At 46.3% G+C, this 16,246-nt stretch carries 15 protein-coding genes; 4 read left to right on the plus strand and 11 right to left on the minus strand.

All coding sequences use genetic code 11. The features are described 5' to 3' along the window. Positions 1 to 224: 224 nt before the first annotated feature. The 3 genes from MNV_RS03905 to truD all read right to left on the minus strand — a co-directional run bounded on the left by MNV_RS03905 (position 225) and on the right by truD (position 3,808). Complete coding sequence (locus tag MNV_RS03905; RefSeq protein ID WP_096204068.1) at positions 225 to 1,208, minus strand: hypothetical protein; 984 nt, start codon at positions 1,206 to 1,208, stop codon at positions 225 to 227. 107 nt (positions 1,209 to 1,315) lie between these two features. Beyond that, the gene (locus MNV_RS03910) at positions 1,316 to 2,443 is read right to left on the minus strand and encodes a hypothetical protein (protein WP_096204069.1); all 1,128 of its coding nucleotides are present in this window, start codon (positions 2,441 to 2,443) and stop codon (positions 1,316 to 1,318) included. A 45-nt stretch (positions 2,444 to 2,488) separates the two neighbouring features. Further along, positions 2,489 to 3,808 (minus strand): tRNA pseudouridine(13) synthase TruD, encoded by a 1,320-nt coding sequence (truD, locus tag MNV_RS03915; protein ID WP_096204070.1) that lies wholly within the window; start codon positions 3,806 to 3,808, stop codon positions 2,489 to 2,491. 69 nt (positions 3,809 to 3,877) lie between these two features. On the opposite strand from truD, the gene rimI reads away from it, so the two are divergent. From rimI to MNV_RS03930, 3 genes are all read left to right on the plus strand, one after another. Beyond that, a complete protein-coding gene (gene rimI, locus MNV_RS03920) occupies positions 3,878 to 4,321 on the plus strand; it encodes a ribosomal protein S18-alanine N-acetyltransferase (RefSeq protein WP_096204071.1) in 444 nt (147 codons plus the stop codon). 11 nt (positions 4,322 to 4,332) lie between these two features. Continuing rightward, complete coding sequence (locus MNV_RS03925; protein ID WP_096204072.1) at positions 4,333 to 5,043, plus strand: hypothetical protein; 711 nt, start codon at positions 4,333 to 4,335, stop codon at positions 5,041 to 5,043. Between the two features lie 84 nt (positions 5,044 to 5,127). Then, complete coding sequence (locus MNV_RS03930; protein WP_096204073.1) at positions 5,128 to 5,877, plus strand: proteasome assembly chaperone family protein; 750 nt, start codon at positions 5,128 to 5,130, stop codon at positions 5,875 to 5,877. A 31-nt stretch (positions 5,878 to 5,908) separates the two neighbouring features. Here MNV_RS03930 and MNV_RS03935 read toward each other — a convergent pair whose 3' ends face one another. From MNV_RS03935 to mfnA, 7 genes are all read right to left on the minus strand, one after another. Next, a complete protein-coding gene (locus tag MNV_RS03935) occupies positions 5,909 to 6,598 on the minus strand; it encodes a DUF5803 family protein (RefSeq protein ID WP_096204074.1) in 690 nt (229 codons plus the stop codon). 127 nt (positions 6,599 to 6,725) lie between these two features. Then, entirely contained in the window at positions 6,726 to 6,989 is a 264-nt protein-coding gene (locus MNV_RS03940; protein ID WP_179293793.1) for a DNA integrity scanning protein DisA nucleotide-binding domain protein, read from the minus strand. Positions 6,990 to 7,009: 20 nt separating this feature from the next. Further along, a complete protein-coding gene (locus tag MNV_RS03945) occupies positions 7,010 to 7,675 on the minus strand; it encodes a hypothetical protein (protein WP_096204076.1) in 666 nt (221 codons plus the stop codon). A 121-nt stretch (positions 7,676 to 7,796) separates the two neighbouring features. Beyond that, the gene (locus tag MNV_RS03950; protein WP_218837885.1) at positions 7,797 to 10,277 is read right to left on the minus strand and encodes a bifunctional aconitate hydratase 2/2-methylisocitrate dehydratase; all 2,481 of its coding nucleotides are present in this window, start codon (positions 10,275 to 10,277) and stop codon (positions 7,797 to 7,799) included. A 75-nt stretch (positions 10,278 to 10,352) separates the two neighbouring features. Then, positions 10,353 to 11,216, minus strand: a complete 864-nt coding sequence (locus MNV_RS03955) for a carotenoid biosynthesis protein (protein ID WP_096204077.1) — start codon at positions 11,214 to 11,216, stop codon at positions 10,353 to 10,355. Positions 11,217 to 11,249: 33 nt separating this feature from the next. Continuing rightward, positions 11,250 to 12,422 carry a trans-sulfuration enzyme family protein gene (locus MNV_RS03960; RefSeq protein WP_096204078.1) on the minus strand — a complete coding sequence of 391 codons (1,173 nt, stop codon included), beginning with the start codon at positions 12,420 to 12,422 and terminating at the stop codon, positions 11,250 to 11,252. A 57-nt stretch (positions 12,423 to 12,479) separates the two neighbouring features. After that, on the minus strand, positions 12,480 to 13,610 hold the full coding sequence (gene mfnA / locus MNV_RS03965) for a tyrosine decarboxylase MfnA (RefSeq protein ID WP_096204079.1): 1,131 nt from the start codon (positions 13,608 to 13,610) through the stop codon (positions 12,480 to 12,482). A gap of 436 nt (positions 13,611 to 14,046) precedes the next feature. Here mfnA and MNV_RS03970 point away from each other — a divergent pair, with 436 nt between their 5' ends. Beyond that, a complete protein-coding gene (locus MNV_RS03970) occupies positions 14,047 to 14,406 on the plus strand; it encodes an ArsR/SmtB family transcription factor (RefSeq protein ID WP_096204080.1) in 360 nt (119 codons plus the stop codon). 514 nt (positions 14,407 to 14,920) lie between these two features. On the opposite strand, the gene ftsZ is transcribed toward MNV_RS03970, so the two are convergent. Continuing rightward, positions 14,921 to 16,012, minus strand: coding sequence for a cell division protein FtsZ (gene ftsZ / locus MNV_RS03975; protein ID WP_096204081.1), 1,092 nt, complete (start codon positions 16,010 to 16,012; stop codon positions 14,921 to 14,923). Positions 16,013 to 16,246 lie beyond the last annotated feature (234 nt).

The following is a 16,246-nucleotide window of genomic DNA, read 5'->3' on the forward strand; positions in this document are numbered from 1 at the left end:
ATTTCTCTCGACTCCTATAATATTTGTTTTAGTTTATAGAAGTTTCAGCAAAATTCATTACACTCCCCATTTTAGGGGAACTGCAGTTTGTATGAAAAACTCTATTTTTCATATCTATGAATCTCAGTTCATAGGCAACTATCCGAAAAGTCCTGCTGCTCTATAAGTTTCCATGCGCAGGCAAGAGCATTGGGCGCAGTCCACACTTGCACTCTTTGCTATGCCTATAGTTCCTTAAGCTCTCCTCCATTCTCATAAACCCGTTCCATATCCTTGACGAGAACTTTTTTACTGGCAAGCTCTCTGATCTTATAGTAGATAGTGCCGCTATCATCAGCGTAATTCTTCAGCAGGTTGCTATAGGCATCCAATATTTCACCATGTGCTCCCTTCTGCCAGATTATACCCAGGTCCGAAGCTCCTTGAATTGCTCCTTTTGAAAGTTCCTTTGATATAGGTTCTGTTTTGCCTTTTACAGTATATTTGAATCTGAGCAGGGCTTTGTTAGCTTTTTGAAGCTTGTATAACACATTTGGAACCCTCTGGAAGTTGAACCAAGTCTTAACTCCATGAATAAATCGAGCTGTCTTTACCGAGGTAATAGCACCTTCTCCAAGCGGACCGTCTGCCGGAATAATTACAGCGCCAACATCGACTGCGCATAAACCCGTATCAATAGCTCCACTCACAGTTATCTTCCCTTCAGCGAAATCTCCGAGGCAGAATAATTTCACACCCTCAAACCCAAGGCTATAAGCCATCTCAAGGGTAGGCTGCCAATCCATATCTACATCTTCCACCGTCACCGGCGCTTCCGAGCCTGCTGGAAGCAGATTACTTGCATCACCGTTGATGAGTGCTTTATTTCCTTGTGGAGTATATCCGAGGGAATAGGGATATTCGGTTCCGTCCCAAGTGCCATCTCCATCCGTATCTTTACTGGTAGGACTTGTTTTTGTTACACGAACCTCTTCTCCATCCCACAGGCTGTCATTATCGGAGTCCTTATCGAATAATGGTTCAGTGTTCAGGGAATACTCATCATAGTCGTTGAGACTGTCATTATCGCTGTCATTCACTTTCGGGTTGGAGTATAGCATATAGAAATCGATCAATCTCATGCCCATCTCAATCCCATCGGGCAGGTTATCATTGTCGATATCATTATCATTGGGATCGGTCCTGAATATTCCAAGGTATGTCCGCATACCGTTAGCTTCATCCCAGTCTGTCAGGCCGTCGCCGTCCGAGTCGAAGTTCTGTGGACCGATGCTGAGCGTCCTGTATGCCTTGTTGTTGGATTCGCTCTTTTCAGTTATGCTGTTTTTGCGCCGCCCTGGCTGATCCCGCCTGTTATGGTCGTGCTGCCAATATAAGTGCCACCAGCATCTGGGTCGCCTTCATAGAAATAGACATTGAAATTGCTACCGACCGGGGCATCGCCTGTGTTATGGACCATTGTTTTAATGTTTATCCTGTCGCCCATCTTAAATTCCGGGGTTGGGGCTGCCGTCGGTTGTGGTGTGGGTGCCGGGGTCGGTGTTGGAGTCGGCGCCGGATTTACATAAGCAATAGAAGTATCCTGTACTGTCCAGTCTCCCCACAGGAACGGCTTTGTCTGAAGTTCGGCTTTCCATTGCCCGGTCACATCGGCGGTGTAAATGTATTTCGATGTCCAGCCGTCTGCATAGCTTGGCCAGTCAAATGTTGCGACCAGTTGATTGGAAGGATTGTAAAGCAGTGTCCTTTCATCCGACAGGGCAAAACCTCTTGCCCATATGTCAAGGGTTTCTCCCAGTATGTATTCAGATTTGCCGAAAGAGATGTAGCCTTCGGCAAGACTCAGGTCAAGGTATACAGGCAAAGTCATATTTGCCAGGGAAGCGTAAGGGAATCTCTCGGATATGTATAGTATCCCGTCTTTTTCATGAATCAAATAATGCCCCGGCACTTCACTGTTCAATGCATCCTTGGCAAGGGGTTGCGAGAGTTCGAACTGGAATATATCGGAAGTATCATATAATTTTATTCCATTCGTTTTTGTTTTTGTCCCATCCCAGCTCTTTTCTGCCCCGTTTTCATCAATGTATTTTAATTTTAGATCGTTATTATATACTGCTACAGATGACAGGGTCATCCAGTCGTTGTTGCTTGCAGGTGAGGGCAGTTTATCCAGAACATATACTTCTTTAACCATAAGCGGGTTTGAGAGATACTGTAACTGACCTCCAATGCCATATGCATTATTAAAATAGACCATGTCGCCTGTATTCTGTATCTGCGTATTCTGGGCAGAACCTAGAAGAAGAGTAGTTTCGCCCGGATCGTTCGTATAGGATATGTCTCTGGGCAGGAATAAGAAGCTATGGTCGTTTATTGCGAATTTAAAGCCATTCGTGTTCATGTGGCTGAAATAGGCCGTATAGTTATTCCCCGTCGCCATAAGGGTATAAGAAGGATCGCTGCTTTGTGAAATAACTGAGCAAACTTACCCCTTCATATACTCCCTCAAAACAGTGGTCGCATAACCCCCTTTCGGCAGTGAGAACTCAAGTACGAGCTTCGTTTTCCCCGGATTGGTTTCATCCTCTCCGGCGCTGTATTCAGGCTTAATTGGCAGCACTATTTCCTTCCTCAACCCTTTCGAAGCCATCTCAGGCATGGCAGGCACTTTAAAACCCTCTAAATCGATACCCAGCTCTTTTACTACTTCCCGCTCCATCTCACCCTGCTTCCCTTCCGCGAAATTAGTATCATATCCCACAATCGGTGCAGTAACGAACGCCCGCCCCCTGTTTATGAGATTGTTTATCCCGTCCAGGTTATCTGCCGTTACCTTCTGCAGGCGGGAAGTGTCAGGCATACCCATCTCGTTCTTAAAACACACGATATCCCCTTCGTAAGCCTCATGTATCGACAGACCCGCCTGAATACGCCTGCTCAGGATGATATTGAAGATATACGACTGGTAGGCGTGAAGGAACATCTTCTGTAAATTCGACGATAATACCCTGAATGCGCCTGTGTAATCCTCAGGGTGTGCGATAAGGTGGTTCATCATGGCTATCTCGAATTGGAGGCGTACAGGATACATCTTAAGTCCTGCCTTAAGATCGCCAGTGTCAAGTACGTACCGGCGCACGTTCCTTATCTCCTCAGGCTCATCCGGGAAGGGTCTTGCGATATAAGTAAGCGCAGCCTCTTTGAAATTCCCGCGCACGATGGCTTCACCCACAACATGGGTCACAGGTCTGTTCTCCCCGAACCTCTGGACGCCGAAAAAATTGGGTGCGCCTTTCTCAAATTCCGAGCTTATGGCTTTTACCCGCGCAAGAGCCTCCTCCTGAGATAATTCGACAGCCCTCACCGTTATCCTGAACCGGTTACCCCACAGGTCTCCGAGGCTTATCTTCTTGTTCGAGCGTCCGATAACTTTCAGTTCTACATCCTTTAACCGCACCCGTGCAAGCTCCTCTTCGCCGATGTTCCATATGCTTATCTTCTGCTTTGTCAGCGCGCGCTTATCCTTTGTGCCTGCCCATCCGAACCTGTCCTGGCTTACCCTCAGGATGCGCGACAGCTCCCGGATGAGGCGGTGCGTATCCCAGTTACGCTTTGTGAGTTCTACGATCAGGTAACTGCCGTTTGCGGTCTCAACCCTGTTCGTAAGTTCTTCGACGCAGAAGTCGTCTACCTGCTGGCGTATGCATCCCCCGATGCCGGGGTTCTTCGTATAATGCAGGCCAATGCCAATCTGGCTGTCGTCGGTAATTATAAATCCTCCATGACCTGCTTCTTCTGGCAGCATAGTACAAATAGTATATATACCGGCTTTAAAACTTTAAGCGCAATTAGCTGGAAACGGTGAAATGATTTGATGCTCATCAGAAAATTCGAACCCGAAGACTTTCCCTGCGTCATAGATATAGAAAGGCAGGTCTTCAATGAACACGACCCCTATTTCTACATGCAGTTCTATGAAACCTGCTCGGATGGTTTCATAGTTGCCGAAATGAACGGCCTGGTGATTGGCTATGTCGTAGGTTTCCTTGCTAATGAAGGGACCGGGCGCGTATTCTCTCTTGCCGTACACCCGGCGTACCAGGGCCGTGGGGCAGGAAGCGCTCTTTTAAAAGAGTTGGCCGGTATTTTCAGGAATTTTGGGGCTCTGGAAATTATACTTGAAGTCCGATCGAGCAACACCAGAGCAAGAAAGTTCTATGAAAAGCATGGGTTTTACCAGACCGGGATTGTTGAAAAATACTATAATGACGGTGAAAACGCCTGCTTGATGAGGTTAAGGTTAAATACATCAAAATAACAAAACGACCCATGTCCCCGATGATCCGTACTGCTCCACGATATGACATGCTGTTTGGCGAAGGCATATTCAATGGAACGCTTCTCATAGGACCTGACCCGCCGGGCGCGGGTTTTGATTATGAGGTTTACATGCTGGCAAGGAGAAAATTAAGAGATATCGGTTTTGGCATGACTGACAGCGAACGCGGCATGGAGGAATACAGGAAAACATTCGGTTTTAACGGCAGCAGCATAAAAGCACGGATAAGGCTTGTGCTTGGGCGGAATTATAGCGGGGACCTGCGGGAATTATGGCGCGACATCCTTACAGATGAAGATCTCATATATCTGAAAACCCATGCTGGATACGGCAGCCATCTCAGCTTAAGTAACAATGTCAGGTATTTTACCGATACCATGAAAGAGGGGTTTGACCATCCCCGCAGGAAACAATACCGGTTGTTCTATCTTGATTGCTGCAAGAGCGAGCTGTATTATAAGCAGGCTTTACGCGACTATGTGGGCGGTGACACAGACCTTATTCTCCATAAATGGTTCTGTAATTACAGGATAACAGGACCTGTGATAGTGCTGATTAATGAACTGATGAAAGGATCGGACTTTGAGACCATCGTTTCGGAAATGAACGACGAATACGGCATCCCGCATTTTGACGTGGATGATAAACCTGAAGATATGAGACTGGACAGGAAGATGGTCACATATTCTGTGAGCCAGTAATTCGGACCCAGGCAGATAGATGGAATAGTTATATACCATGAAATATTGATGACATAAAATCAGGCTTTAAAAACAGGAAAAGATATGGAATTAAGATTCTTAAATAAACCCGAAATGTCAAAACCCCGCATGTTAGTGGGTCTTCCGGGCATGGGCATGGTTGCCAGAACCACAATTAATTATTTTATGGAATTCCTGGAGCCTGAATTGTTTGCGGATATCCCGATGCCTTATCTTTCACCTTCCATAGCGTTTTTTGAAAAAGGACTGGTAGTACCGATTGACAGGGAAATAAGTCCTTTTAAGTTCTACTACTCCCAGAAAGAGAACATTATATTATTCTCAGGCGATATCCAGTTTGGCTATGTCTCAAAGGATAATGAGCTCGCCCTGAAAATACTCGAAGCGGCAGAGCTTTGTGGAGTTGACATTATTTATACTGTAATTGCGACGCATGTACAGAAATATGTTGAAGAGCCGGAAGTCTTCGGTGTCGCTACCTCGCCTGAGCTTTTGAGATTTTTAGGGAGCAGGGGAGTAAAGATAGCAGACGGCAGCCTTAAAATAAGCGGGGTGAACGGGCTTGTGATCGAGTACGCGTTGCGAAAAGGGATAAATGGGATAGCCCTGCTCAGCGAAACCGCCTTTCCTGAGGCACTGGACATAAAAGCATGCCATGCCGGGATAAAAAAAGTTTCCGGGCTTCTTGGCATTGATATTGATCTGAGCAGGATTGAAACCGAAGCCAAAAGATTTGATGAAGGTTTTAAGAAGTACTTGAAAGATATCCAGGAAAAGAAGAGAAAAGAGGAAGACCTGGGGTATATAGGCTAAAATAATATTGATTTTCAGGTTTGCCGGTTTGTTACGGATTTTTACCTTTTTCCATCATGTTGCGTTTTTTCTTCAGGGCCCTCAGGCTTAACCTGTAATAGCCGAAGATCACTGCCGCGGCAATAAGAAGTAAAATAAAGAAATATAACAGGGCATCCGGGGCGCCCCTCTGGTAGTACTTCACCGATATTGTCTTGTGCTGAGGATAAGGGTTCTTCCAGATAAGCACGTCTCTTTCCCTGCTGTCTGTGGTAATATTATCAGGCGGCGGCTGCGCTATACCCAGGAAATTTGAGCCCGTGGTGTAACCCGCGGGTAAAACAACGCGGACGCTGCCGTTATCTGTGAGCTGCCGGGTAAAATCCTGGCCATCGGACTGGGTGTAAGCTATGAACCCCGAAAAGGGCGAATTAAAGTCAAAACGCACAAAGCTTCTTCCGAAGATAGCTCCCTTTGAGATATTGAACGTGACATTATTGCCTGCATAATCTACTGCGACAGGGTCCCTGAATTCCATATCACCGCTATCTCCGATAACAAGTTTAACCGAAGTTTGGTTTGTGACGCTCTCGACCACCTGGACTGACGAAAGATTAAGATAATAGATCGTAGTATTGTTGAGCCCCGGAAGCTCATACTGCCTGGGAGCCCCGGCATCTATTCCGGTAGTAATGCATCCTGCTGCAAGGATCGCAACCAGCAATATCAAATAAGGTCTCATCACTTAGACATCTAACTGATGCGCTTGTTTATAAGTTATTCGGGATGACATGTCGCAGCCCGCTACCTCCTGGATTAACTTTAATTTCCGGGCGACCTTATGTCATCCCCCTGCGGGGAAAAGTCAACTATTGCACAAGCATGATATCAGGTTCGATCTTTACTATTTCAAGACCATCCTTAAATACGCGGATCGTGCCGCCGCTCGTAGAGACCGTTACCGCGATAGTCTCGGTATCCCGCGTTATTGCTGCGGCTGAAGCATGCCTGCCTCCAAGCCCCTTCTCCGTAGGGACATCCCTGGCATTGATATCAAGGTACCTGCCTGCAGCCCGGATTATCCCTTTCCCTGTAATAACAAAAACACCGTCAAGCTGGGCGAAGCTCTTCACTGTCTCCCAGCTCTGCGGGTTTACGATATCACAATTCTCTTTCGACTGCCCTTCAAAGGGTTAAGCACGAGCGGATGGGAACGGCGCATTACTTCGTTCGAATCTCCGATTATAAAAGCAGTGCCGAACGATTTTCCCTCCCTGCCCTGGCATGCTATCTGGAGCCCGATATTAAGCACAGACCGCAGCACCCTGGCTTCCACCCTTTCGGTACACTCCATCAGTTTTTTCATGATCTTATTTGTTGCAAGGTCGTACACGATTATGGAATCGCTGTCCTTCATCTTTATTATCCCCACGACCAGGCCCTCCGTATCAATGAGGTTGTTGATAAATGCTATGAGGCTTGCTTCGCTTATCTCTTCTACGGCGCTCCTTGCCCTTTCTTCCATCCTCTCATAAATACTTTTTCCGGTTTCCTCGATAGGGCGGGTAAGTTCATTCATCATTGCCAGCTTCCTGCCTGTGAAAACAAACATCGGGACGCTGGTCGAGATTTTTGTGACTTCTTCCGAAAAAGTGATTATTGCGGATGCCCTGAGCTTTTCAGCAACAGAGACGGCTGAATTCGTGATAATCGAAAAATCCCTTTTTCCCGGCAAAATATTCGCTTTTTCGGGAAAGACATTCTGGATATTTACTTTGCTTTGAAGAGGAGCAGCACCGCTCAAAATAACAGTTTCCATGATTACCACATAATTATTATCATTATTGCAACTGTTATATATAGTTTAAGATGATGTGCATCAGAATATACATTAAAATGTAAATGAGAATGTATATGAGGAGGCTACTTTCTTATCTTAATCATGCACCTGTTATGTCCCTGATCCGCAGGAAATATTCCTCGTTCGAAGGTATCTTGCCAAGAGATGCAATGATAGATGCAAGTTCAGCCGAGCCGAGATAGACTTTCGCATTCTTGCCCATGCGGTTATCAAAGTTGCGCGTTGAAGTTGAGAACACGACCGCATTGTCCGCCACCCTTGCCTGGTTGCCCATGCAAAGGCTGCATCCAGGGATCTCTATTCTTGCCCCGATGTCCCTGAACACAGCATAATCCCCGGTCTCCGAGAGTCTCTGCTGGATAATCCTTGTGGGAGGAGCTATCCACAGCTTTGACCTTATCCCGCCCGCTTTTCCGAGCATCTTTGCAGCCGTGTGGAAATGATCGGCATTCGTCATGCAGGAACCTACGAATACCTCATCTATCTTTACTCCTGCCACCTCGGAGAGAGGTCTTATGTAATCCGGGTCGTTCGGGCATGCAAGCAGGGGCTCTGTTATTTTTGACAGGTCAATCTCCAGGATATCGGCATATTCAGCATCGGTATCGGCTCTCAGAAGAGAGGGGTGCGCAAGCCACTCTTCCATGGCTTTAATCCTGTTCTCAAGAGCCTTTGATACGTAACCCTCGTTCAATAATGACCTTAAAACGGGTATGTTGCTCCTGATATAACGAACGACCTGTTCCAGTGGCAGGGTTATTACCGCCGCTTCAGCCGAGCGCTCGGCGCTTGCGTCCGTAAGCTCAAAAGCCTCCTCCACAGTAAGGTACGGAAGCCCTTCCATCTCCAGTATCCTGCCGTTAAAGACGTTCTTTTTGTTCTTCTTCTCAAGTGTCAGTTTCCCCGATTTCATTGCAAAATACGGGATGGCGTTCACAACGTCACGCAGGAAAATGCCTTTCCTGAGTTTTCCCGTGAAGCGCACAAGCACGCTTTCAGGCATGTCCAGCGGCATCACGCCAAGTGCTGCGGCAAATGCAACCAGCCCGCTTCCTGCAGGGAAAGAGATGCCGATAGGGAAACGCGTATGGCTGTCCCCGCCTGTTCCCACGGTATCCGGAAGGAGCATGCGGTTCAACCATGAATGGATTATACCGTCGCCCGGGTTCAGCACTACCCCGCCCCTCTCCCTGAAAAACTTTGCAAGTTCAACGTGCATCTTCCTGTCATCAGGCGTGGGATACGCAGCCGTGTGGCAGAAGGACTGCATGACCAGCGGCGCCTGGAACTCAAGGCAGACAAGCTCTTTTATTTCGTCCTCCGTCATCGGTCCGGTCGTATCCTGTGAGCCAACGGTGGTGATCTTCGGAATACATGACTGTCCCGGCATGACGCCCGGCAGGTTACAGGCTTTACCTACTATCTTCTGGGCGAGTGTATAGCCTCTGCGGGAAGGTTCCGGTTCTACGGGTTTAAGGAATATCTCTTTATACTCCCCTCCAAGCGCTTCCTGTGCCTTTCTGGTAAGCTCTTTTCCGATTATCAGGAGAAGCCTGCCCCCTGCCCTGTACTCATCAGGAAGCGTCTCAGGCTCAAGACGGAATGTTATTATATCCCGCCAGTTCTCATCCATTATCTTCCCTGTTGCGAAAGATATTGTAACAACCATGCCGCTTGTGAGACGTGATACATCAAATCTTATGGGAATGGCACCGCTGTCGCGGGCTGTATTAAAAAATATGGGTGCGATCTGGCTTCCCAGGATTATACCGCCTTTCCGCTTATTCGGGACTCCGGGGATATCCTCGCCTATCCACCACATAAGGGAGTTAATAGCTGATTTCCTGCTGCTACCCGTCCCTACGACATCTGCTGCAAAAGCGATGGGATAACCTTTCTTTTTAAACTCCCGCAGCTCGTCAAGCGCATTCGGGTAACGGTTCTCAAGCATGGATAGGGCATGTAATGGTATATCGGCGCGGGTTCCTGCGCGCGTTGAAGGTGAGAGGTCATCTGTATTTACTTCGCCCGGGACCTTAAAAACAGCAACTTTTATAGCCTCGGGTAGTTTGGGGCTTTCCGTGAACCATTCTGCTTGAGCCCAGCTCTCCATTGCCTTCCTTGCCCGCGTGTTCGTCCGTGCAAGCTCCTTTACCCTGTCAAAGAACCCAAATACCAGGATCGTGCCGGAAAGGGTGTGGGCGGCAGCGTCACCGAGTTCTTCATCTTCAAGCAGTTCGATAAGTGTCTCTATATTGTATCCGCCTTTCATCATTCCCAGCATCTGTACCGCCTGGAGTGGAGAAATCAACTTTGACTGTTTTTCCCGAAGCGCTATGCTTCTGAGTAATTTTGCCTTTTCAAGCGCAGCAGGATCTACACCCGGAGGTACGTTCTCTTTCAGGAGTTTTAGGATAAGTTCTTCTTTTCCTGAAGGCTGGTTAAGAACCATTTCTGCCAGGGCTTTTACTTCCTCGGAGTTTAACGGCAAAGGAGGAATTCCCTGTTTTTGCCTCTCTATAATATGTTGTTGATAAGCTTCAAGTATTGATGGAATCATCGTCCCCTTAAAGGTACTTGTGTTCTATTAATTTAACGATAATACTTTACTTTAAAGCATGGATTTATTAAATACTTAGCGAATTGCACGCAGTTGAATCCTATCCAATCGTATCCGGTCCCGCATGGCATTGAACGATGGCAGAAGATGCACGTATAGACCGGTAATAAGCATTAACGATGATATGAGGACCAGAGGAACAATGCGGTACTCCCTGATAAGCAGGAGAGTCAGGAAGAATGAATGGAATACGAGCGGGACCGAGAAGTTCATCCAGTCGAATTTATTGTCCTTTTTGAAGCTGCCTTTATTCAGATAAATATAACATGTGGAAAAAAAGAGCATTCCGATAAGTATAACAATGTGCACCGGCTGCGTCAGGTAATATACCCATATACTATCTAAAACGATAAGTACGACCAGGGATAAGACCATAGATAAGAACGGATAGAAATTCCTGAATTCCCGGACATACCTTAATTTATAAATGAAGTAAGAGAAGCCGAACACCACTATGAACCATGCAAAGAAATTGCCAAGCGGTACACCGAACCACATCCCATTCTCCCCCCATGTCCAGAATCCCTCCCGGATAGCGATAGCATCCATTGAGAGATCGATGTTCAACGCAAGCAGTGCTGCCATGAACGGTCTGGTTTTCTGCGCAGTATCCAGCTTGTCAACGGTTACCATGGCAGTATAAATTATTGCAGCCCAGCCAAAACCGATAGCAAGAGGAGCATCGAAGATCTTGATAAGGAAATCGCCATAGGTATAGTACCTGAATTGTATCATTGTAAGTACTTCCAGTAAAACGCCGTAGATGACAGCCACAACCAGTTCGATGACATATTGTTTCCCGCGCCTGCGGGCATGCAGGATGCAGATTATAAAAAGCGCTGCCATCAGGATTTCAAAGATTATTAAAGAAAATTGCATATTACGTGCCTCCCCGGATACCTGTCAGGCTCTTCAGATATTATCCAGCGCCTGCTCCATATCCGAAATGATATCTCCGGCATCCTCAAGTCCCACTGACAGGCGCACAAGCTCATCAGCTATCCCGTACCTGAGCCTGTTCTCTCGCGGCACCACCGAGTGCGTCATTGTGGCAGGATGCTGGATAAGCGTCTCTACATCTCCGAGGCTTATAGTAAGAGTGCACAGCTTCAGGGAATCAAGGAACACGGGTACGTCTTTTGCATCCTCGATCAGGAACGCTATCATGCCCCCGAATCCGCACATCTGTTTTCTTGCAAGGTCATACTGGGGATGGTTCTCAAGCCCCGGATAAATCACTTTGGCTATCTTTTCATGCTCCTGTAAAAACTTAGCAACAGCCATCGCGTTTGAATCATGCCTGTCCATCCTGACCGCCAGTGTCTTCATCCCGCGGGTAATGAGCCAGGAATTAAAAGGACTGAGCGCGCCTCCGATGTTCTTTGCTGTGTGCCTTGCCCTCTTTATGAACTCCGAGGTACCTGTAATGACCCCGCCGATGGTGTCCCCGTGACCGTTCAGGTATTTAGTTGCGCTGTGGATCACTACATCTGCACCGAGTGACAGCGGCTGCTGGAAATATGGCGTCATGAAGGTATTATCGATAAAAACCTTTGCTCCCCTGTCATGAGCTGCCTCCGAAACTGCTTTAATATCTGTCAGTTTCATTGTCGGATTCGCCGGGGTTTCAAAAAAAACAAGTTTTGTATTTTTACGGAAGGCTTTTTCAACATTGCCGATATCCGAGGTATCTACAAAGCTTACCTCCACTCCGAACTTCTTCAGGTTAACAAAAAGGTCATATGTGCTTCCGTAAATAACTTCTTCAACGATTACATGGTCGCCTGAGCTTACTTCCGTGAACACTGCCGCGCTGACGGCTGCCATACCCGAAGCCTGCGCCAGCGCCGCCTCCCCGCCTTCGAGGTCTGCAATCTTTTTCTCAAATATTTCTGTGGTTGGATTCAAGCCGCGGGAATACACGTAACCTTCTTCCTTTCCGCCCATCAATCTTCCTCCATGAGCAGCATTTTTGAATTTAAAAGGCGCTGTCTGGTAAATAGGAGCGGCGACAGGTACGGCTTCAGTCTTTTTCTCTCCTGCGTGAATAGCTCTTGTTGAAAATCCGGCTTTTTTCGGCTCCATAAGATATCATTTCCCTGTATCAGTTATATATTTTTAAGCTTTTCAAGAAAGTTACCATTAAATCGTCTTAATGCATTTTCCGAGATCAGAAACAAACTCATCAATCGCTTCTTCGCTCATGTGGGGCATGATTATAAGCCTCATTGCCCTTGGCGCGCGGGTTATCGATGTGAACCATCCCTTTTCACGAAGCTCTTTTCTCACCCGGTCAAGTTCAGGTACTTCCAGAGCCACGATGTTCATTACAGGATCGATGAGCGGCTGGACGCCGGATTCCCTGACCCCTTCAACAAGTCTCTCAGTCAGTCCCATGCACCTGTTCACGATCTTTGTGTACCCTTCCCTGCCCAGGTACATCATCACTGCATAAGCTGCTGCGGCTGCTGCCCCGCTCCGCGTGCCTGCAAGTGAGTGCTGCGCCCTTATGGTCAGGTACGGGGTATTGACTTCAAGAGGCGAAAGGCAGGTCTCTTCCCTGAACAGCAGACCTCCGGCAGGTATTGTGGACATGCCCATCTTATGGGGGTCGGCTGTTATTGATGCCACTCCATCTACAGAAAAATCAAAATCGTATTTTTTACCAAGGAACGGGATAACGAACGCGCCAAAAGCTGCATCCACATGCAAGAACAGTTCATGGGATTCGGTTATCTCTGCAAGTTCATCTATCGGGTCTATCTGCCCGAACTCTGTCGAGCCTGCGATACCGACAAGAGCCACGGTATTATTATCAATAAGGCTCTCCACAGAGTTTAAATCGACCTTGAATTCCCTGTCCATCTCGGCTTTTCTTAATTCTATCCCCAGCAGGTCTGCGGTCTTGTCGAACGAAAAATGGGCCGAAGCGGGAATGACCACATTAGGATGCTTTTTCCCTGCAATATTCCTGGCAGTCCGCAGCGCCTGGATATTGGACTCAGTGCCTCCTGTCGTTATATATCCGTACGTTTCCGGGCAGCCCAGCAGGCTTCCCATGAGCCTGATCACCTTCTCTTCAAGTTCTTTTGTTCCCGAGAACAGGCCGAAGTCACCAAGATTTGATTCGATGAACTGCATATGGGCTTTTACGGCTATCGGATGCGGTCTCGTGCACATCGCGCTCAGCACTTTATCGTATGAGGTATCCTTCAGCCTGGCTGAGTTCAATAACGATAGCACTTCTTTTTCAGAAAGCCCTTTCGGATTCATAGGCTAATGACAAGAATACCTGTTAATAAAGTTTTTAGTTTTTCCGAACACTTAGTTTTATATCGGTTGGTAGCATTGCTTAGTACGTGAAACACTTGATAAATTCCTCCTGGAATAAACATTGCAACATAAAAGACCTAATACACTCAAGAACCATAAGATAGTTTTGGAATATCTCGATAAATTCACAAACCCGGCTCTTACCTGATCAATCGGGGAATTTGATATAGGGCTTGTCATTTCAATTGTAATTGAGATGTGTAGAATCCGGTGAAAAATATGTTATCTTTAACCGTTAATATCGTTCTCGTCGATGCCATTCATTTTATCCTGGGTTCAATTCCAGTTATCATTTCCATGCGGGCTTTTTTGAAAACAAGAATTCCTGCCATGTTGTATCTTACTGTTGGTTTCACCTATATAAAAGCTAATTAATATGAATTCAAAAAAGAAAAATGAAGAAGCATTTATTGAGCTTCTGGCAGATAAGTATTCAAGAGAGATAATGAGTCTTACCACCTGGAAGGAATGCTCTCCCCTGGAGTTGAGTCAGGAGCTTAATATACCTCTTGCAACCGTGTACAGGAGAATAAAGCTTCTGCAGGATTCTATGCTAATACAGAATGTTAAGACTATTATAAATTTCTCAGGTAACGAAGAGAAGTACTACCGCTGTGTACTCCGTGAGGCTACAGTGCATTTCAGAGATGGGAAGCTATCAATCAATCTCAGGAAGGAGAGCTACACTGAAAAAGTTATCAGGCTGTGGAAAAGGCTCGCCAGACCGGAGGGCTAATGTTGCACCGTCGTGACTAAAATAATCAGCCTGCACTGTAACCGAGTATTGGTTGAAAATATATTTTTCAGTGTTTTGATGTTAATGATAATAATGATTATTCTCTCCTGTGATAATGGATTATTCCCTTTATAATCTATAGAGTTATGAATAGACAAGGAAAGTATGTAGAAGGTTCAACAGCCTTTTTACATATGTTGGTGGATAGACATAGTATATATATTCAGATTATGAAGAATGAAAAAGAAATACCGATAGATTTACGAGGGGGTAACAACTATGATTATTGTAACTAACAGAGAATAGAGAGGGTTCACCTGCAAAAACTGCAAAATGAGCGTACACATTAAAACGAAGTACCTATCCCTGAAAAAACGTCCGCTATGAATGGATTTTAAGGGATAGGCGGCTTATATATTCATTTAGGGTCTATTAATGCTTTCTATAAACAAATTCTCTGTAAAGTCCCGAAACCTTTGGTTTTATATTCATTATCTCCTGTCCAAACAATCTTCTATCTAACGGCATCAATCCCGTATCTTGCAGTAAATTTATCTGCTGTGTTCCTTCCTCCAAGTATCTGCGGAGATTTGACGCCTGTGGCTATGACCATAGTCCTCATAACGTTCTCCATAGAGGGCTCTACCATGGCTCCCCAGATCAATTTTGCCCTGGGGTCAATACGGTTATGAAGTTCGTTAACCACGCTTCTTGCTTCTGCCAGTGTCATATCAGGACCGCCAACGACATTAACAAGAGCGGCATTTGCTCCTAAAATATCAACATCAAGCAGAGGACTCCGAAGTGCCCTGTTTATTGATTCGTTCGCCTTGTTCTCACCTTCTGCTTCGCCTAAACCTATCATTGCCATGCCGCTTTTCTGCAATATCACTCTTACATCGGCAAAATCAAGATTGACAAGGCCGGGTTTGGTGATCAGTTCAGTTATCCCTTTGACCGCTCGCATTAAGACCTCATCGCATACTTTAAACGCCGCATGAAGTGGCATTTGAGGGACTATTTCAAGTAATTTGTCATTAGGAACCACTATCACAGTATCAGCTACATTGCGCAGTCTCTCAAGACCAGCTTGCGCATTGCTCATACGTATCACTCCTTCTGCCGTAAATGGCATTGTGACGACAGCTATTGTAAGAGCTCCTGCATGCCAGGCAGCTTCAGCCACGATCGGTGCCGCGCCTGTGCCAGTTCCACCGCCAAGACCGCATGTCACAAAAACCATATCTGCATTTTTGACCGCGTTCTCTATCTGGGTTTTTGATTCCTGTGCCGCATACTGACCTATTTCCGGTACACTTCCCGCACCAAGCCCTCTGGTCTTATGCCTTCCTATCAGGATCTTATTTCGGACTTTAATATCCAGGAGATGTTGAGCATCGGTATTGATTGCGTACAATTCTGCCCCTGTTATTCCTTCTTCGGATAATCTCTGAATGGTATTTGAGCCTGACCCGCCGCATCCGATTACCACAATATTTATTTTTAATCCCTGCAAGACCTCCAGAAGTTCTTCATCTGTTTCCTCTGCAACGGGCGTCGCGGTCGTCCTGGTTCTTGAAATTGCCTCAGTTACTATTGAATTCATTTTTTACTCCCGACTCTTTCATCAAGATCAATTTATTGCTTGTTTATTTTCATATACCATTTCCTGATTTATAGTTTTCCCATCCGAGCCGAGTTCTTAGCCTGTTCTTATATTCTTATATACCCTCCAACCCCGGTTCTCTCGCTCTTGTTATTTCAATTCATTTGTCGTACACCCTGCAAATGATTGCTTTACCACGCATTAACGTTAGTGTCCGGCGACCTGCTGGGGTAA

The organism is Candidatus Methanoperedens nitratireducens (genome assembly GCF_900196725.1).
Classification (GTDB): domain Archaea; phylum Halobacteriota; class Methanosarcinia; order Methanosarcinales; family Methanoperedenaceae; genus Methanoperedens; species Methanoperedens nitroreducens_A.